18 protein-coding genes are annotated in these 17514 nt (G+C 65.8%); 7 read left to right on the plus strand and 11 right to left on the minus strand.

Annotated features, from left to right (window positions below; translation table 11 throughout):
- Position 1: 1 nt before the first annotated feature.
- Complete coding sequence (locus RND64_RS18545; RefSeq protein ID WP_049699873.1) at positions 2-550, minus strand: PaaI family thioesterase; 549 nt, start codon at positions 548-550, stop codon at positions 2-4.
- Positions 551-615: 65 nt separating this feature from the next.
- On the opposite strand from RND64_RS18545, the gene disA reads away from it, so the two are divergent.
- Together disA and RND64_RS18555 are read left to right on the plus strand one after the other, a co-directional pair.
- Positions 616-1716: a DNA integrity scanning diadenylate cyclase DisA gene (gene disA, locus RND64_RS18550; protein ID WP_049699874.1), complete on the plus strand. Its 1101-nt coding sequence runs from the start codon at positions 616-618 to the stop codon at positions 1714-1716.
- Between the two features lie 64 nt (positions 1717-1780).
- A complete protein-coding gene (locus RND64_RS18555) occupies positions 1781-2854 on the plus strand; it encodes a DNA polymerase III subunit beta family protein (protein ID WP_235434408.1) in 1074 nt (357 codons plus the stop codon).
- 37 nt (positions 2855-2891) lie between these two features.
- Here RND64_RS18555 and RND64_RS18560 read toward each other — a convergent pair whose 3' ends face one another.
- Both RND64_RS18560 and RND64_RS18565 read right to left on the minus strand, forming a co-directional pair.
- The gene (locus tag RND64_RS18560; protein WP_331436258.1) at positions 2892-3641 is read right to left on the minus strand and encodes a hypothetical protein; all 750 of its coding nucleotides are present in this window, start codon (positions 3639-3641) and stop codon (positions 2892-2894) included.
- A 130-nt stretch (positions 3642-3771) separates the two neighbouring features.
- The gene (locus RND64_RS18565) at positions 3772-4473 is read right to left on the minus strand and encodes a carbonic anhydrase (RefSeq protein ID WP_049699876.1); all 702 of its coding nucleotides are present in this window, start codon (positions 4471-4473) and stop codon (positions 3772-3774) included.
- Between RND64_RS18565 and RND64_RS18570 the strand changes: the two genes are divergently transcribed.
- Both RND64_RS18570 and RND64_RS18575 read left to right on the plus strand, forming a co-directional pair.
- On the plus strand, positions 4472-5365 hold the full coding sequence (locus RND64_RS18570; protein ID WP_064866588.1) for an A/G-specific adenine glycosylase: 894 nt from the start codon (positions 4472-4474) through the stop codon (positions 5363-5365). The genes RND64_RS18565 and RND64_RS18570 overlap by 2 nt on opposite strands.
- Positions 5366-5467: 102 nt before the next feature.
- Positions 5468-6595 carry a hypothetical protein gene (locus tag RND64_RS18575; protein ID WP_049699878.1) on the plus strand — a complete coding sequence of 376 codons (1128 nt, stop codon included), beginning with the start codon at positions 5468-5470 and terminating at the stop codon, positions 6593-6595.
- A gap of 4 nt (positions 6596-6599) precedes the next feature.
- On the opposite strand, the gene RND64_RS18580 is transcribed toward RND64_RS18575, so the two are convergent.
- Positions 6600-7430, minus strand: a complete 831-nt coding sequence (locus tag RND64_RS18580) for an alpha/beta fold hydrolase (protein WP_049700081.1) — start codon at positions 7428-7430, stop codon at positions 6600-6602.
- Positions 7431-7495: 65 nt separating this feature from the next.
- On the opposite strand from RND64_RS18580, the gene RND64_RS18585 reads away from it, so the two are divergent.
- From RND64_RS18585 to RND64_RS18595, 3 genes are all read left to right on the plus strand, one after another.
- Entirely contained in the window at positions 7496-7804 is a 309-nt protein-coding gene (locus tag RND64_RS18585) for an antibiotic biosynthesis monooxygenase family protein (RefSeq protein WP_049699879.1), read from the plus strand.
- A gap of 61 nt (positions 7805-7865) precedes the next feature.
- The gene (locus tag RND64_RS18590; protein ID WP_049700082.1) at positions 7866-8471 is read left to right on the plus strand and encodes an LON peptidase substrate-binding domain-containing protein; all 606 of its coding nucleotides are present in this window, start codon (positions 7866-7868) and stop codon (positions 8469-8471) included.
- Between the two features lie 151 nt (positions 8472-8622).
- Positions 8623-10116, plus strand: coding sequence for an aldehyde dehydrogenase (locus tag RND64_RS18595; protein ID WP_049699880.1), 1494 nt, complete (start codon positions 8623-8625; stop codon positions 10114-10116).
- A gap of 20 nt (positions 10117-10136) precedes the next feature.
- Here the strand turns inward: RND64_RS18595 and RND64_RS18600 are convergent, their stop codons facing one another.
- The 7 genes from RND64_RS18600 to RND64_RS18630 all read right to left on the minus strand — a co-directional run bounded on the left by RND64_RS18600 (position 10137) and on the right by RND64_RS18630 (position 17513).
- Entirely contained in the window at positions 10137-10907 is a 771-nt protein-coding gene (locus RND64_RS18600; RefSeq protein WP_049699881.1) for a glucose 1-dehydrogenase, read from the minus strand.
- A gap of 50 nt (positions 10908-10957) precedes the next feature.
- A complete protein-coding gene (locus tag RND64_RS18605; RefSeq protein WP_049699882.1) occupies positions 10958-11728 on the minus strand; it encodes an SDR family NAD(P)-dependent oxidoreductase in 771 nt (256 codons plus the stop codon).
- Between the two features lie 266 nt (positions 11729-11994).
- A complete protein-coding gene (locus tag RND64_RS18610; RefSeq protein WP_152930105.1) occupies positions 11995-12684 on the minus strand; it encodes a hypothetical protein in 690 nt (229 codons plus the stop codon).
- Complete coding sequence (locus RND64_RS18615) at positions 12684-13484, minus strand: hypothetical protein (RefSeq protein ID WP_200903274.1); 801 nt, start codon at positions 13482-13484, stop codon at positions 12684-12686. The genes RND64_RS18610 and RND64_RS18615 overlap by 1 nt, the downstream gene beginning before the upstream one ends.
- Positions 13485-13492: 8 nt before the next feature.
- A complete protein-coding gene (locus RND64_RS18620; protein WP_331436259.1) occupies positions 13493-14929 on the minus strand; it encodes an MlaD family protein in 1437 nt (478 codons plus the stop codon).
- Positions 14926-16239 (minus strand): MlaD family protein, encoded by a 1314-nt coding sequence (locus RND64_RS18625; protein ID WP_049699886.1) that lies wholly within the window; start codon positions 16237-16239, stop codon positions 14926-14928. Before RND64_RS18625 ends, RND64_RS18620 begins: the two co-directional genes overlap by 4 nt.
- A complete protein-coding gene (locus RND64_RS18630) occupies positions 16239-17513 on the minus strand; it encodes an MCE family protein (RefSeq protein WP_049699887.1) in 1275 nt (424 codons plus the stop codon). The genes RND64_RS18625 and RND64_RS18630 overlap by 1 nt, the downstream gene beginning before the upstream one ends.
- Position 17514 lies beyond the last annotated feature (1 nt).

Consider the following 17514-nt stretch of genomic DNA (forward strand, 5'->3'; position numbering starts at 1 on the left):
CTCACGGACGCGACATGCGCTGCTTGTACTCGTCGGCCATCGCGCTGTTCTCGACGTGCTCGGCGAAGTGCTGCCGCGCATCGATGGTGACAAAGATGCTGTGGCCGACGACGACCGGCTGCGAGGGGTCGCCGAGATGGCCGACGGCCTCGACATAGACCTTGCGCCGCTGCCTGCCGAGGATGTCGGCCCGCAGGTGCAGCGTCGAGCCGATCGGCACCGGGGCGACGAAGTCGACCTCGAGGTGCACCGTGACGGCCGACGGTCCGACCAGCAGCGGAACGGTCCCCATCACCTCGTCCATCGCGGTCGACAGGATGCCTCCGTGAATGACGCCGGGGCCGCCCTCGAATCGGGACTCCACCAGCATCGACGTCTCGACGGCGAACCCGTCTGCCGCGCGTACCTCCAGGTGCAGTCCCTGTGCCGACTCGGCGCCACAGCCGAAGCACAGCGGATTATGCATGCGGATCGCCTCCCCCGGCGCAGCCGCTTTGGGGTGGCGTTGCAGCGGGTCGAGGTCGGTGGGCACCACGAAGTCACGTTTCACGTGCCGTTACCCTAGTCTGCGACGGACCGTGAGCTTCTCGCGGCCGCGAGAAGGGAACGCAAGCCATGAGCGACATCGCGCGAACCGAGCCTGGAACACGCTCGGAACTGATGCGCGAGACGCTTGCACGCGTCGCGCCGGGAACAGGACTTCGCGACGGGCTCGAGCGCATCCTGCGCGGCGGCACCGGCGCGCTGATCGTCATCGGACACGACTCCGACGTCGAGAAGATCTGCGACGGCGGCTTCCACCTCGACGTCGAATTCGCGCCGACGCGTCTACGCGAACTGGCCAAGATGGATGGCGCCGTGGTGCTGTCCACCGACGGCAAGCGCATCGTGCGCGCCAACGTCCAACTCGTGCCCGACCCGTCGATCCCGACCGAGGAGTCGGGCACGCGGCACCGGTCGGCCGAGCGCACAGCGATCCAGACCGGGCATCCGGTGATCTCGGTGAGTGCGTCGATGTCGATCGTCAGCGTCTACGTCGACGGACTCCGCAAGGTGGTCGAGAGTCCCGACCCGATCCTCTCGCGAGCGAACGTGGCGCTCTCGACGCTCGAACGCTACAAGGCGCGTCTCGACGACGTCAGCGCCGCGCTGTCGCGCGCGGAGATCGAAGACTACGTACTACTCCGCGACGCGATGTCGACAGCCCAACGCATGGAGATGGTGCGTCGGGTCTCGGCCGAAATCGACGACTACGTATTGGAACTCGGCGTCAACGGCCGACAGGTCAGCCTGCAGCTCGAAGAGCTCATCGCCGAGAACGACACCATGCGTGAACTGCTGGTCCGCGACTACTACGCCAGCCCGGAGCCCGCGACCACCGAGGAGGTGCGGGGATCGCTCGAGGCGATCGAAGCGCTCTCCGACGCCGACCTCCTCGACCTCTCTCTCCTCGCGGGCGCATTCGGTTACCCGACGACGATCGAGGCCCAGGACACCGCGATGAGTCCGCGGGGATACCGCCTTCTCGCGGGCATCTCGCGGCTGCAGTTCGCGCACATCGACCGCCTCGTGCGCAGCTTCGGCACGCTACAAGCGCTTCTCGCGTCGTCGGCCGCCGACCTGCAAGCCATCGAGGGCATCGGCGGCATCTGGGCCCGCCATATCCGTGAGGGTCTCTCGCGGCTCGCCGAGACCAGCATCGAACGGTTCGACTAGCCCACCTGCCTCCACCCTCGAACCACCTTGACCTTCGAGTGGGTCGAGACCCGATGATGTTCGAGTGACTGACACCGAACTTGTGACCGACTCGGAACTGATGTCGATCAGTGCGTTCGCCGAGCTCGCCGGACTCACGGCAAGCGCGCTGCGGTTCTACGACGACGCCGGCGTGCTTCGTCCCCACCACGTCGACCCGGCGTCGGGGTACCGGTTCTACAGCAGGTCACAGTTGACGCGCGCCACGCAGTTGCGCCGGCTCCGCGCTATCGGGATGCCCCTGCCGACAATCAATCGGTTCTTCGACGCGAACGCCGACGAGGCTGCGGCGCTCATCGACGAGCAGGTTGCCAAGGTTAGCGCCGAGGCCGACGAGATCGCCCGTGCCGCAGCGACTCTCAAAGCATCACTCGACGATGCGTCCTGCCGCCCACTCTGCGCCGTCGCAGGTCCGGTCCTCGCCGCGGCAGTCCATCAGGTCCTGGCTTCCACCGCTGACGACCCCGACTTCCCGGTGCTGGGTGGCGTACGCGTCGAGGTCGACGGCGACGGCATCACCCTGACCGCAACCGATCGCTATCGCCTGGCCACCAGGACGTTGGTCGCGAGCCGACTGCCGGAAGCGAACCAACCCTGGGCGGCGACTGTCTCCGGAAGAGACCTCGCGGCGTCGACCTCGCTGCTGCGCCGCAGTCCGTCGGTGGGGCTGGAGGCGTCCTCCACGACCCTCGACCTACGCACGGCCGACGGCGCCGTGACGCATTGCCGTCTGCTCACTGCGGATTACCCCGACCGATCGCTTCTGCTCGACTCTCTCGCCGCGCCGACGCATCGCGTCACCGTCGGGACCCGACACTTCCTGAAAGCCCTGGAGCAAGCACCGGCAAAGGTCGGTCTGCATGTCGCCGAAGGCGGGGTGAGTCTCCTCCTACCCGAGGAATCCGTGGAACTCGACGGCACGTCGACGGGCGGTGACATGACGGTCTGGTTCGAGCTGACCACTCTGTACCCGGCACTGAGCAACGCACTCGGCAGCGACGTGATCCTCGACCTTCGCTCCACCGATCAGCCGGCCACCGTGCGCTCAGCTGACGACGGCGACCTCACGACTCTTGTCATGCCATGTCGGCCCAGCTGACCCCGAACCGAAGGAGGGCATGGACAGGGTGGACGGGCTACTGCTGTGCGGGCGCCACGACGTTGAATGTGATTGGCGCCGACTCTTTCTCGCCCATCTTGCCGATGGCCTGATATGAACCGACGGGCACCTGGACGCGCGGCTTGTCGCAGCCGGGGTTGCTGGTCGTACCCGACCAGGTGATGGTGTCGGTGGCCTGCTGCTTCGGCTGCAGTACGACGTTGTTCACGTCCTTCAGCGGCGAGCAATCCTGCGCCGACCACAGCGTGCGCGTGCCGTCGAGTGTCCGCACGACGACGTTCTGCGCGGCCTTCCCGACGTCGCGGGTGCACGCGGTCAAACCGGCGTTGGTGGTGACGATCGTGAACACCGGCTGATCCCCGACCGTGTAGGTCGGCTTGTCGGTGTAGAGCACCACGGCGATGTTCTGGTCGGGGCACAGCGGGGTCCCGTTCACTCCGGCCGCGGGAGCGGGGGCGTCCCCGGAAGCCTGCGACGCGCCCGGCTGACCGGACACACCGGCGGGGTTGTTTCCGCCATTGCCGCCGCCACCGGTACCGGCTTGACCGGACGGGGCCTCCGACGATGCCGACGATCCGTACGCGGGCGAGGTCGTGGTCGAGATCGACGACGACGATGCGGCGTTCGACGGCGACTTGTCGCCTCCGGAAGTCGTCCACACGATCAAACCGATGACCAGAGCAAGCACAGTCACCCCGACGCCACCGGCGACAATACGACGACGCCAATAGATCTCGGATGGCAACGGGCCCTGCGGTTCGATCACGCATCCACGCTAACGGCCACCTTCTATGCGACGGCTGACCCGCAACGGCGTGTCGCTGAGAAAACCGCGCCTGACCGGCGCAAAGTCTAAAGGTTGACTTAAGCTGCGCAATCCCTCAGCCGCGTGAGCCTCACGCCGACTGGGCTTCGTCGACCGCGGCGGACGCTTCGTGTGCGCCCTTGTGGCCATTTCCAGCGGTATCGATCTCGACGTAACTCTGGCCGATATCTCCGTAGGCACCCTGCAACTGGACGGCACCCTCGTTGAGCGCATACGTCAGTCCGACGATGGCCAGCTTTCCGTTGGCCACCCGATCGGCGATGATCCGACTGCGCTGCATCAGCAAGCGGCCGGTTTCGACGACGTGCCGCGCCTCGAACTCGTCGACCCTGGTCAGCCCCTCGCTGCGGCCGGCGAGGATGCTCGGCGTGACACGTTCGACGACGTCGCGGATGTAGCCACCGGGGATCTGCAGGTCGTCGAGTGCGTCGAGGGTCGCCTTGACCGCTCCACAGCTGTCGTGGCCGAGGATGACGACGAGCGGCACCTCGAGCACCTCCGCCGCGTACTCGAGCGAGCCCATCACCGCCGAGTCGACGACGTGGCCCGCGGTGCGGACCACGAACATGTCGCCGAGACCCTGGTCGAAGATGATCTCTGCCGCCAGTCGCGAGTCGGCGCAGCCGAACAGCACCACGTGGGGGTGCTGGCCTGCGACGAGACGTGCACGGTCCTCGATACCCTGGCTGGGATGCTCAGACTCTCCGTTGATGAAGCGCTTGTTACCTTCGCGCAGAACGTCCCATGCCTGTTTCGGGGTCAATCCGATCATGTCGTTTAGTCTGCCACCTCAGGTGCTATTGGGCTGGTTCGACGCCAACGAGCGCGACCTGCCATGGCGCGAGCCAGGGCTTTCGGGCTGGCAGATCCTCATCAGCGAGATCATGCTCCAGCAGACACCCGTCGCCCGGGTCGTCGAACCGTGGCGGGAATGGGTCCGACGCTGGCCGGTGCCATCCGCGATGGCCGCCGCGTCGCCCGGCGACGTCCTGCGGGCCTGGGGGAAACTCGGCTATCCGCGTCGTGCGCTGCGCCTCCACGAATGCGCACGGGTGCTCGCCGCCGATCACGACGACAAGGTCCCGGACGACGTCGCGACGATGCTCACTCTGCCGGGCATCGGCGACTACACAGCGCGAGCGGTCGCCTGCTTCGCCTACGGCCAGTCGGTTCCCGTCGTCGACACCAACGTCCGACGCGTTCTCGCGCGTGCCGTCCACGGTCGTGCCGAGCCCGGCAATCCGTCGAAGAAAGATCTCGCCGACGCCGAGGCCGTGCTGCCCCGTGACCCAGACGGCACCTACGCGTCGTCGACTCCTCGTTTCAGCGCAGCACTGATGGAGCTCGGCGCCCTGGTGTGCACGGCACGAAACCCCGACTGTGCGCGATGCCCGCTCTCATGCGCGTGGGTCAACGCGGGCAAACCCGCCCACACGGGCCCGCCCAAGCGGGTGCAGAAGTTCGCGGGCACCGATCGCCAGGTTCGTGGACTGTTACTCGACGTTCTGCGCGGCACCGAGGGGCCGGTCGTCCGCGACCGACTCGACATCGTTTGGCCGACCGACACGGCCCAACGTGACCGTGCGCTCGACTCACTACTTGTCGACGGCCTCGTCGAGATCACCTCCGACGGCCGCTTCTGCCTGGCAGGTGAGGCGGGTTGACGGCCCGCGCGACCCTCGTCAGGTGAGCCGACTTCGCGACACGTTGAACGGTATGTCGTTCGAACTCTTCATCTGAGCCGCGCGGGTTGCTAGCTTTGCCTGATGACCGAGCCGCCGAACGAATCGACGCCTTCTTCCGGACCCAACCCGAACGAGCCGCATGGGACGAATCCCACCCCGGGCCAACCCCAGTACGGCCAACCATCTCCCGGCCAACCCCAGTACGGCCAACCATCTCCCGGCCAACCGCAATACGGGCAGCCCGCTCCTGGTCAGCCCCAGTACGGCCAACCATCTCCTGGTGAGCCCCAGTACGGGCAACCTGCTCCCGGCCAGCCCCAGTACGGGCAACCCGAGTACGGCCAGCCCCAGTACGGGCAACCCGAGTACGGGCAACCCCAATACGGCACGCCCCAGTACGGGCAACCACAGCCGGGTTCGGTTCCCCCCGGCGGCACGCCGCCTCCCGGCCAGTTCGGTGCCGCACCCGGTTATCCCGCCGCACCGGCCCCCGGCGCTCCGGGCACCCCGTTCAGTGTCGGCGAGAGCTTCAGTTGGGCGTGGAGCCAGTTCAAGGCCAACCCCGGCCCGATGGTCCTGCCCGGCGTGATCATGGCCGCCGTTGGACTGCTGTTCTGGGCGCTCATCTTCTGGGGATCGTCGTGGGTCGAGACCACCACTACCAATACCGTCGGCAGTTACGGCGACACGACCTACAGCTACGAGACGACGACGGTTAACGGCGGAGCTCTCGCAGGTCTGATCGCCGTCTACATCGTCGGGCTTCTGCTCCTGCTGTATTTCCAGGTCTCCATCCTGTCCGGCGCGGTCCGCGTCGCGAACGGCGAACCGATCGACGCGAAGTCGTTCCTGGTCCCGCTCCGCTTCTGGCCGGTCGTCGGCACGGCAATCCTCGTTGCGCTGATCGCCTTCGTGCTCAGCTTCTGTGTCATCGGCGGAATCATCGCGGCGTTCTTCCTACAGTTCGCCGTGCTCTCGACGATCAGCGAATCCCGTTCACCCGGCGATGCCATCGGTCGATCGTTCCGCGTCACCAGCGACAACATCGGCGACTCGATCCTCACACTGATCATCGTGTGGTTCACCAACGTCGTCGGCGCACTGCTGTGCGGCATCGGACTGATCATTTCGGCACCGCTCGCGGCGCTGTTCCAGGTGCACGCGTTCCGCCGCATCGTCGGCGAGCCGGTGGCACCGCCCGCCGCCTGAGTACTCAGCGGTACGGCAAACCAGAGAGAAACGCTTCGACGGCGCCCCGGAAGACCTCCGGGGCGTCGTCGTGTATCAGGTGGCCTGCTCCGCTGACCTTCAGGTGTGCGGCGTGGTCGTTGACAGACGCCATCTTCCGCATCTGCCCCTCGGGCGTCACGGTGTGTCCGGCCTCGATCAGCAGACTCGGCACCGGCACTCTGCGCCACTGATCCCAGAAGTCGCGCTCGCCCCACTCCTGTGCGATCGCCGCCCAGGTCGCGAGTCGACCGTGCAATGCGCCGTCGTCGAATGCCTCGTAGAAGTACCGTCCCGCGACGTCGCCGAACATCTGCCTGGCATGTCCGAGTGAGCTGAACCGGTCCGGCCACGAGTCGAACCAGGGCGTCCACTCGGCGGTGGTGCGGCCACGGAAGTCGGGCGCCATGTCTTCGACGACGAGCGCACTGACGAGTTCCGGATACTCCGCGGCGGCGCACCACGCATGCAGCGCGCCCATCGAATGTCCAACCAGCACAGCGGGTCCGAGGTCGATCCAGGTGAGGATCTCGGCGAGGTCGGCGACGAACCGCTCGGTCGAGACCTCCGCGGGGTCGGAGATGAGCGCGGCGTCGGCTCCGGTGTGGAACGCGGCGTCGAACGTGAAGACCCGGCCATACCTCCGCAGCCAGGGGATCTGTCGCCGCCAGGTGCGGCCACGCCCCATGAGCCCGTGGAGTAGCACGATCGGCCCCACGCCGAGCGCCTCCGTCGACTGCTGCGCGTCGGGGCCCCGGTCTGGACCACCGTGGTCGAGCAGGCCCGTCTCGGCCGTCACATACCCCGCCTCAGACATCGCGTACGCACTCACAGTGAATGAGATTAATCCGACGCACAGACATTCCGAACTAGGCTGAGGACATGACTGTTGTGAAGATCAACGCGATCCATGTCCCCGAGGGCGCTGGGCCCGAACTCGAGAAGCGCTTCGCACACCGCGCACACTCGGTCGACGGCTCGAAGGGTTTCCTCGGATTCCAGTTGCTGCGTCCGGTCAAGGGCGACGACCGGTACTTCGTCGTCACGCAGTGGGAGACCGAAGAGGATTTCCAGGCATGGGCTGCCGGCCCCGCACGCGAGGCTCATTCGGGTGAGCGCGCAAAACCTGTCGCCAGCGGCGCGGACCTTCTCGAGTTCGAGGTCGTGCTCGACGCCAAACCGTCTGCCTGACAACCCAATTCAACGTGGGCCGACCAGCCCACCGGAGTGTGTGAACATGAGCGCACAACCCATGTTCCCGCTCGGCACAGCACTGCTGCCGGGTGAGGTGCTTCCGCTGCGGATCTTCGAACCGCGCTATCGAACGATGCTCGACGACTGTCTCGCCGCCGCCGACGGACCGCCCGGCTTCGGCGTCGTCCTCATCGCGCGCGGTTCGGAGGTCGGCGGCGGCGATGTTCGCCACGACGTCGGGACCTTCGCGGCAATCGACCGCGTGAGCCGCGACCCCAGCGGACTTTCGTTTGTCCATTGCGTCGGCACCAGACGCTTCCGGGTAACCGAATGGCTGCCCGACGATCCGTACCCGCGCGCCGAGGTGACCGTCCTCAACGAACCGAAGACCAGCGCGGCGGCCCGTGCCGACTCGATCGCGCTCGGAACCCGCATCCGCGAGATCGTCGTCGACGCCTACGCCCGCAGAGGCACACCCCTGCCCGACGACCTGCCTTCGTTCGACGACGCCGACTTCGACGACGCCGGGCTCTTCGGCTGGGCAGCCCGCCTACCGATCGGCGCCGCCGACCGACAGTCGCTCCTCGAAGCACAGGACATGCCCGCGCGGGTCGCGATACTCGACGACGCCGTCGAGGGATTCGCCGCCCGCATCGCCTTTTGACTCCTGATCTCGACACCCAGAGTTAGAACGTGTTCTAGTATTGGATGTGCGGTGGTTCACACCTGTCCGCGCCCCTCCCCGAGAAGTGTTCAGCAGTCTTCAGAGCACAACGGGTCGAGGGAAACATCGAGTACCAACTTCAGGAGCACGCATGACCCAGACCGTCGAACCTCGTTCCTCGAACGAGGCAGGCACATCCGATGACCGGACCGAGCTCTACATCGGCGGCGCGTGGGTGAAGCCCCATTCGACCGAGACTCTCGAGGTGTTCTCGCCCGCGACCGGCGAGCGAGTCGCGTCCGTTCCGCTCGCCGACGAGGTCGACGTCGACACGGCAGTCCGTACCGCCCGCGCCGCCTTCGATTCGGGCGTGTGGTCGCAGAAGTCGCCGGAAGAACGTGCAGCCGTGCTCGACCGCGTCGCTGACATCATCGATGAACGCGCAGAAGCGATCTCGGCTCTGGTGTCGTCGGAGATGGGCGCCCCGCCGAGTGCCGTCGACATGCTGCAGAAGCTGCCCGGTACCGGCGTGCTGCGCTCGTACGCCGAGGCCGCACGCAACTACGACTGGATCGAGTACCGCAACGGCCTGTTCGGCACCACGCGCATCACGCGCGAACCGGTCGGGGTCGTCGGCGCGATCACCGCATGGAACGTCCCGCTGTTCCTGGTCTGCAACAAGCTCGGCGCTGCACTCGCCGCCGGCTGCTCGGTGGTGCTCAAACCTGCACCGGAGACACCGCGCACGGCCAACGCCGTCGCCGAGATCTTCACCGAGGCAGGCGTTCCCGAGGGCGTCATCTCGATACTCCCCGGCGGGCCGGACACCGGCAAAGCACTCGTCGCACACCCCGACGTCGACAAGATCACGTTCACCGGATCGACGGCCGCCGGTCGGCAGATCGGTGCCGCGTGCGCCGAAACGCTCAAGCGCTGCTCGCTGGAGCTCGGTGGCAAGTCCGCCGCGATCGTCCTCGACGATGTCGACATCAACAACATCGGCATGATGGTCTTCCTCGGCCTGTTCAACACCGGCCAGGCGTGCGTCGCCCAGACCAGGGTGTTGGTACCCGCGAGCCGCAAGGACGAGATCGTCGCGGCAATGGTCGAGGCGGCCAACGCCATGAAGGTGGGCCTGCCGAGCGAACCCGACAGCCAGCTCGGACCCGTCATCAACAAGCGGCAGCTGGAGAAGATCGAGGGCTACATCGCCAAGGGCAAGCAAGAGGGAGCCACCGCGACCCTCGAAGGCGGCCGCCCCGAAGGCCTCGACGCCGGCTTCTTCCTCACCCCGACGATCTTCACCGACGTCACCAACGACATGACGATCGCCCAGGAAGAGATCTTCGGCCCGGTGCTGTCGGTCATCACCTACGACGACATCGACGACGCGATCGCCATTGCCAACGACTCCGACTACGGACTCGCGGGCACCGTGTGGACCGCCGACGTCGAGCGCGGCATCGAGATCTCCGAGAAGATCCGCACCGGCACCTTCGGGATCAACTTCTACGCCATCGACCCCGGCTCACCGTTCGGCGGTTTCAAGAGCTCGGGCATCGGCCGCGAATGCGGCCCCGAGGGACTCGAGTCGTTCGTCGAACACAAGTCGACGATGATGCCGATGGGCTATCAGGTCTCCTGACTCGAGTCCCCTGACCGGCCTCAGAGCAGCGAACTCACGAATCCGCCGTCGAGCACCAGGCTGCTGCCGTTGCACCACGACGACTCATCCGAGGCGAAGAAGGTCACCGCTGCAGCAACTTCTTCCGGCGTTCCGTAGCGTCCCTGCTTCTGCGCCATGACGGCGTCGAAGCCGCCTTCCGGCAGTCCGAGGGCGGCTTCGAACAGCGGCGCCGCGGTGGTGACCAGTTCCGTATCGATGAAGCCCGGCAGCACGGCGTTGACGCGGATGCCGTGCGCGCGGAACTCCGCGGCGGCGGTCTCCGTGAGGTTGCGTACGGCGGCCTTGGCCGCGGCATACGGAGCGATCAGCGCGGAGCCGGCGGTCGCGGTGATCGAGCTGATCGTCACGATCGACCCTCCACCGGAGGCGATGATCGCCGGTGCGGCGTAGCGGATCGAGAGGAACACGCCGTCGAGGTTGACCGAGGTGGTCTTGCGCCAGTCCGCGTAGGACATCTCCGCGATGGGCTGCACGGAGCCGACTCCCGCGTTGGGAACCATGATGTGCAGCGCGCCGAAGTGCTCCTGCGTGTCGGCGATCAGTTGCTGCACATGCTCTTCGTCGGTGACATCCGTTGTGCACGCGATAGCGCCGTCGATCGAGTACGCGACCGACTTGGCGGCGTCGGCGTTGATGTCGGAGACCACGACGCGCGCACCCTCCTGTCCGAGCCGCCTTGCGATCGCGGCGCCCAGTCCTGCGCCCGCACCGGTGACGACGGCAACGCGACCGTCGAGTTTCTGTGCCATGAGTTGGTCCTCTTCTCTACAAGTGGATTGGAGTGGATCGAAATACGAAGTCAGACAAGGGATGCGGTCAGTCCGCCGTCGAGCACGTAGTGGCTTCCGGTTACCCAACTGGCGCGGTCGGATGCGAGGAAGCACGCGACCTCCGCGATGTCTTCCACGGTTCCGAGCCGTCCCTGCTTTGCCGCGACAAGGTCACCGAAGGGGGCGTCGGTCGCCGCTTCGAACTCGGGGGCGAGCCGGTCGACCATGGAGGTATCCGCAAATCCGGGGCAGACCGCGTTCACGCGGATTCCGGTCTGGCGAAGTTCGATCGCGAACACCCGGGTGAGCTGGATGAGCGCCGCCTTGGTGGCGCAGTACGAGCCGAGCAACGGACTTCCGCCGACTCCGGCGACCGATGCGATGTTGACGACGTTGCCCTTGCTTTCGGCGAGCGCGGGCACGGCGGCCTTGGTGACGACGAACGGTCCACGGACATTCACCGCGAAGATCTTGTCGAAGCTGTCCGTCGACTGCATTGCGAGCGGGGCCGCGATCTCGATGCCTGCGTTGTTGACCAGCACATCCAGCCCACCGAGCAGTTCCTGCACCCGCGCGATCGCGTCGACGACGCTCGCCTCGTCGGTCACATCGCAATTGGCCACGCCCGCGGCGCCGAGGTCCGCTGCCGTCTTGTGCGCAGCATCCTCGTCGAAGTCACTGATCACCACCTGAGCGCCGCGGCTGATTGCCAGCTCGGCGATTCCCCGCCCGACACCGCGCGCAGAACCGGTGATGAAGACGCGCTTACCCTGCAATTCCGAATTGGATACTTCCGACATTTACACGGACCTCTCTCGAATCTGTTGGCACTGCACAACAGACGAGACGACCGTCATCGATCGGACCGGAAGACACCGAACCCGAAGACCACGGCGTGAACCATCACGAAAGTCATTGCGGCGGAGACTAACTCGCGCAAAGTACCGAGACGTCGCCTGCGCTGTGTGCCACACGACACTATCCAGCAATAGTGACCTAGGCCATGTCCTCCGGACATGAAGTCCGTCGGCGGATTTGGTTCGTGCGCACAAACGCGCCGGCGCCGCTAACCGGCAGGAGGAGCCGAGGACTCGGTGGGGACGGCCGACGGACTCACCGGCGACGGACTTGCAGGTGACGGGCTTGCAGGTGACGGGCTTTCCGATGACGGGCCGGGGAGCGGGACCGCACCTGCCGGCGGAGTCGATGTCTGCTCGATACGGCTCCGGAAGGAGTCGTCGGTGATGATCTCGATCTTTTCGATCATCCAGGTGTCGTCGTGGCGGACCATCGAGAACGTCAGTCGGCTCGGGTCCACCCGCACGAGGTCCTTGCCATTGCGGCTGACCGACTGATTCATGAAGAGCAGCACCGTCGAGGTGTCGCGCGTGTTGGTCACGACACCCGCATCCTGGATGACCGCCTGAGACACGACGCGCTGCTTGCGCACTCCCTCGACAAAGTCGTCCTTGTCGTCGGGCAGCGGCTGCGCGATCAGCCTGTCGTACTCGGTCTTCGCCGATCCGATGACAACATTCTTGGACCGCTGCACGTGGTCGGCGACGTTCACCGGGTCGTAGCCGAACATCGTCGTCGCGTAATCCCTTGCCGCAGAAAGCGATGACTCACGCGAGTCCTCCGTCGCACGAGCGTCGAAGTATCGGAACCCGAGAAATCCGGTCGCCACGGCACACGCCACAGCGATGACGGCGAGACCCACTACCACGAGCCGTCGTGTGGTGATTGCAGTCGACATCAGACCACCCACTCGAAGTTGGTCATCTTGAGATCACCGTTGATCCGTGTGATGTCCACCCGCCAGCGGAACGTCTGAATAACGGTCTCCTGCTTGGGATCCTGCGACTTCATCTCCCAGCCGTACACGACGATCACCGACCCCTCGTCGTCTGTCGCCTTGGTGACCGCGTCGGTGATCACCGATGACGTGACGGTCTGATTCTGGGTACGGATCAGGTCGGTCACCTGCGCCATCGACTGCTTGATCCGTTGCTGCGCAGGGCCACTCGTCTTGTCCTGCACGGTCTGCAATGCCTTGTCGACGTTGCCCGGGTTGAGCGATGTCAGGTCGATGGTCATCTGTCGCGCAAAGGTCGAATACGACGCCCGGAGTTCGTTTCGGTGATCGAGCCGACTGGTGCCGACGGCGAAGAATGTCGACGCGACCACGCACGCGACGATGAAAAGAGCGCACACCGCACCGGCGACGACCCACTTGCCACCTCTTCCGCGACCGACCCTTGCTCGACGCTCCACCGGCCGGCTCGGCGTCGAACCCTGCCTTTTGGCGCGGCGTTCGCGGTAGCTGACCGCGGATTCCCCGGCGGGTTCGGCGGTGCCCCCGGCGGGTTCGGCGGTGCTCTCGGCAATTTCCTCGGCGGCCTCAGGGGGCTCCACAGCGCTCTCAACGGCTTCGGCTTCGGCGGTGTTCTCGTCGAGTTGCTCCGGTGCCGGCGCGCTCTCGGAGGGCTTGATCGGTTCGCGTTTGTCCTTGCGGCCCCGCCGCAACGGCGCCGAGCGGACCGGTTGAGCGCCCACCTGCCGATTCACCCTGCCATCCCGCTGGTGATCAATCCCTGCCACGTGCTGCTTTGTCCTTGACTGTCGCTGCTTGCAGGAGCGTCCCTGCCGGTTCCGGCGTTGTACGTCTTGCCGTCCGGGCCGATGAAGTCACCCGTATCCGGATCGTACGTGGTGCCGTAAACGGCCGGACCAGCCTCATACGACCCGGGGGTACCAGGCGTCGTATAGCCGGCGGGGGCGGGCACGAGGCCCGGGATCCCGTTGGGCAGAGCGACGTTCTTCTCCGTGCTCGCCTTGAAGCCCGTCCGGCATTCCTCAGGCGTCGGGGCGCGTCGGCCGGGGAACTCGGCGCACGGGAAGTTCCTGGCACCGCGAACCGCGATCTGCGCATCCTGCGGTAACCGGCACAGCAGACCGGGAGGCAGGTCGCGGGCGGTTTGCACCGCGGGACTGCGCCACTCGTTGGACGGCATGAATCCGACGGTGCACGGCGCGGGATCCTGGAAGCCCAGCGAGAACAGGACGCTCGGCCCGTACTCAGCCGAGCCCTGATGAACCGCGGTCAGCAGCGAGCTGATCAACCGCGGATAGATCACCACCACCTGCTGGAGATTCGGCAGGTAGAGCGCCAGTGTCTTCGACGCGACGCCGAGGTTGTTGATCAGCATCGGCAGCGTCTGATCCATGTCCGCGAACAACTGCTGCGACTTCGACGCCGTCGACGGCCCCTTGGTCAGGATGTCGGTGATCTCCGGCTTGTTGGCACGCAACTGATCGGTCACCTTGACGGCGTTCGCCGTCCACGCACGGACCGAGTCCGCTGTCCTGTTCTGCGTCTCCAGCAGCGGGCCGGTCTGCTTGATCAGATCGATCGTCACGTCGACGTTCTTGTCGGCGTCGGCGACGAGGAGCGTCATCGAGTCGAGCAGGCGCCGAAGATCCTCACCGGTTCCGTTGAATGCGGTGAACGCCTCGTCCATCACGTTGCGCAATCGGGTGTCGCCCACCTTGGTGAGCAGGGCATTGGCCTGCTCGAGCACCGACGAGATCTCGACCGGCAAGTCGGTGCTGTGCACGACCGCACCGTCGCCGAGGTAGTCGCCACCCGATCCGGACTTGGGTGTGAACTCGACGAACTGCTCGCCGACCGCCGACACGCTGCGGATCGACGCAGTGGAGTCAGCGGGGATCTTCGCCGAGCTGTCGATCGACAGCGTCGCCGCGACACCGTTCGACGTGAGGCGGACCTCCTTGACCTTGCCGACGTTCACTCCGCGGTAGCTGACGTTCGCATTGGTATAGATGCCGCCCGTGCTCGGCAGTTCGAGTGTCACGTCGTAGCGACCGACACCAGCCATCGCGGGCAAGCGCACGTAGTACACGGCCATCGCAACAAGTGCGACGACGGTGACGATCGCGAAGATCGTGAGCTGCATCCGGACGAACCTGGTGATCTTCATCGGCCACCACCGTTCGCGGGAACGGGTGTCCGGGGAGCGGTGGACGTTCCCGTCGCGGTCGACTCCTGCGTTCCGGCGGGGACAGGGTCCGCACTGTCGGGCCGCTTCTCACCGCCGGGTACAAGCGGCGACGTGAACGGATCCAGCCCGCGCTTGGCCGCTCCGGCAGGTTGGCCGGTCACCCCTTCCGGTCCGACGAGACCCGAGGTCATCAGAATCGTCTGCTTGAGCCTGTCGACCGTCAGGTCGAGCACGAGGTCGGAGTTCACGTAGTCGCCCTTGACGATCTGCGGAATCGTCTCCTCCAAGAAGGGGAACGTGAACAGGATTCTGGTCGCCCCCGGCAGCGCCGGACCCGCCGCAGCGAGTGCGCCGAGCGTCGGATTCAGGTTCGCGACGATGGTCTTGATGTCGTCGGTGTTGGCGCGCAGCACATCGTTGACGGTCTTCGAGAGGCCACTGAGCGCCGACAATGCGCCGGTGAACTTGTCGCGTTCGTCGTTGAGCATCGCCAAGATGGCCGGCCCGTCGGCGAGAGCCTTTTCGACGGTCGGCTTCTGCTGGTTGATCGTCGTACTCAACCGGTCGAGGCCCTCCATCGCGTCGATGATGTCGCCCGACTGGCTCGAGAGGTCGGAGATGAGCGTGTTCAGGCGCGGCACGAGCGCGCGGATCGATTCGGCGTTGCCGCCGAGGACCTGGCTGAGCTCGTGGGTGATGTCGCCGAGCTGCGAGAGTCCACCGCCGTTGAGCACCACCGATAGTGCACTGAGCACCTGTTCGGTGGTCGGGAATGCGCACTGGGGCACTTGCTGCGCGGAATTGATGTCTGCGACCCGCTGACCCGATGGCTGCGCGATGTTCTTCTGCTCGGGACACGCGGGCAGCGGAATCTCATCGCCTGCGTGCAGATAGCCGGCCGTCGTCTTCTCCGGCGGCACGATCGCCAGATGTGTCGACCCGAGCACGCTGGTCATCCCGACCTTCACATACGAACCGCGTGGAACCTGCACTCCCGGATTGAGTTTGATCGGAACCGCCGCATGCCAATTCGCGTCGACATCGATATCCCCGACGCTTCCGACCGTCACGTCGTTCAACATCACCGGGGAGTTGTTGGTGAGGCCCGCCGCGGTCGGGATCACCGCCGAGATCTCGTACGATCCGTTGCCGGTGCCCTGCGCGCCCGGCACGGGCAGGCTGTCGGCGCCGTCGAATCCACAGGCCGTCGCGATGGCCGTGACCACCGCGATCATGAGTGCGGCGCGCAGGCTCCTGCGCGGCCCGCGAGTTCGGTTGGGGCGCAGCATCAGCCCTCACCTCCCCACGGCACCAGCAGGTCGCCGAGCCCGCCGCCGTTGCCGCGACGCGTCGCAGCGTCCTGATCGCGAATGCCCTGCTGGGCGCGGGCTTTGACGTCGGCGTTCTGGTAGGTGACCTGGCTGGGGAGCGCACTCTTGCCGACGACGGGGTCGGACATGAACGGCGGATATGCCACAGAGAGCGAACCGAGAACGGGCGCAAGCACATCGACACACTTTTCGACGTCTGCCTTGCTCTGACCCGGCCTGTTGTTGGCCTCCATCGTTCCGCAGAGCAGCGTGATGAGGTTGTTGCCCATGCCGAGGCCGAAAACTCCGGACAGCGAACCGGTCAGCGGGTTGTAGATGTTGTAGAAGTTGGCGAGCTGATTGGGCGCAGAGTGCAGCAACCCGCGGATCTGGCTGTCCTTCTCCGCGAGGATGCGTGTCGTGTCCGACAGCTTCGCCACCGAGGTGGTCAACGATTGCTTGTTCTGGTCGATGAACGTGTTGATATCGCTCATCGCCGAATCCAGATTGTGCATCGCGCCGTCGAGTTGCGTCGTGTTGTCGGCGAGAACATCCGTCACAGAGGCGATCCGGCCGTTGAACTGCACCAGCTCCTCGTGACTCGTTGAGAGCGCGTCGGTCAGCTTCTGCAGGTTGCGGATCGTCGAGAACAGGTCGTCTCGACCCGACGACAGCGTCGACATCACGTCGGAGAGGTTCGTGATGGACGAATTGATCGCCTCACCGTTGCCCTGCAGGTTCTTGTCGGCGACGTCCATCAGCTTGGCGGCCGATCCCTTGTCGGCACCATCGGGTCCGATCGCCTTGGTCAGGCTCGAGAGTTGCTTCTTGACGTCGTCCCACTCCATCGGAACGGCGGTGCGCTCCATGGGAATCGCGCTGCCGTCGTCGAGCTGCTTTCCGCCCGCGTAGACCGGGGTCAGTTGCACGAACCGGCCGGAAACCAGGCTCTGAGCCACCACGACCGCCCGCGCGTCGGCCGGGATCGGCGTCGAACGGTCGACGTCGAGCGTCACCTTCACATCGCCCGCGCGAGGCGTGATGGAGCTGACCTTTCCGACGCGGACACCGAGCACACGCACGGTGTCGCCGGTGTAGAGACCGTTGACCGACGGGAAATAGGCGGTGATCGTCTTGGTGGTCGCCCTGTCGTAGACGGCGTATCCGATGATGCCCGCGAGAACCAGCAGCGCCACCAGACCCGCTGCGCCCCATGCCTTTCGGCTCCCCGGGAGGGAACGACGGAATGCCATG

The organism is Gordonia sp. w5E2, from assembly GCF_036540975.1.
Taxonomy (GTDB): Bacteria; Actinomycetota; Actinomycetes; order Mycobacteriales; family Mycobacteriaceae; genus Gordonia; species Gordonia jacobaea.

Coding starts and splice junctions, on each gene's coding strand:
- RND64_RS18585 (WP_049699879.1), top strand. CDS start 7,496: ATGACTGTTGTGAAGATCAACGCGATCCATGTCCCCGAGGGCGCTGGG.
- RND64_RS18625 (WP_049699886.1), bottom strand. CDS start 16,239: ATGCTGCGCCCCAACCGAACTCGCGGGCCGCGCAGGAGCCTGCGCGCC.
- RND64_RS18580 (WP_049700081.1), bottom strand. CDS start 7,430: ATGTCTGAGGCGGGGTATGTGACGGCCGAGACGGGCCTGCTCGACCAC.
- RND64_RS18565 (WP_049699876.1), bottom strand. CDS start 4,473: ATGATCGGATTGACCCCGAAACAGGCATGGGACGTTCTGCGCGAAGGT.
- RND64_RS18595 (WP_049699880.1), top strand. CDS start 8,623: ATGACCCAGACCGTCGAACCTCGTTCCTCGAACGAGGCAGGCACATCC.
- RND64_RS18610 (WP_152930105.1), bottom strand. CDS start 12,684: ATGTCGACTGCAATCACCACACGACGGCTCGTGGTAGTGGGTCTCGCC.
- RND64_RS18620 (WP_331436259.1), bottom strand. CDS start 14,929: ATGAAGATCACCAGGTTCGTCCGGATGCAGCTCACGATCTTCGCGATC.
- RND64_RS18570 (WP_064866588.1), top strand. CDS start 4,472: ATGTCGTTTAGTCTGCCACCTCAGGTGCTATTGGGCTGGTTCGACGCC.
- RND64_RS18630 (WP_049699887.1), bottom strand. CDS start 17,513: ATGGCATTCCGTCGTTCCCTCCCGGGGAGCCGAAAGGCATGGGGCGCA.
- RND64_RS18600 (WP_049699881.1), bottom strand. CDS start 10,907: ATGGCACAGAAACTCGACGGTCGCGTTGCCGTCGTCACCGGTGCGGGC.
- disA (WP_049699874.1), top strand. CDS start 616: ATGAGCGACATCGCGCGAACCGAGCCTGGAACACGCTCGGAACTGATG.
- RND64_RS18605 (WP_049699882.1), bottom strand. CDS start 11,728: ATGTCGGAAGTATCCAATTCGGAATTGCAGGGTAAGCGCGTCTTCATC.
- RND64_RS18590 (WP_049700082.1), top strand. CDS start 7,866: ATGTTCCCGCTCGGCACAGCACTGCTGCCGGGTGAGGTGCTTCCGCTG.
- RND64_RS18575 (WP_049699878.1), top strand. CDS start 5,468: ATGACCGAGCCGCCGAACGAATCGACGCCTTCTTCCGGACCCAACCCG.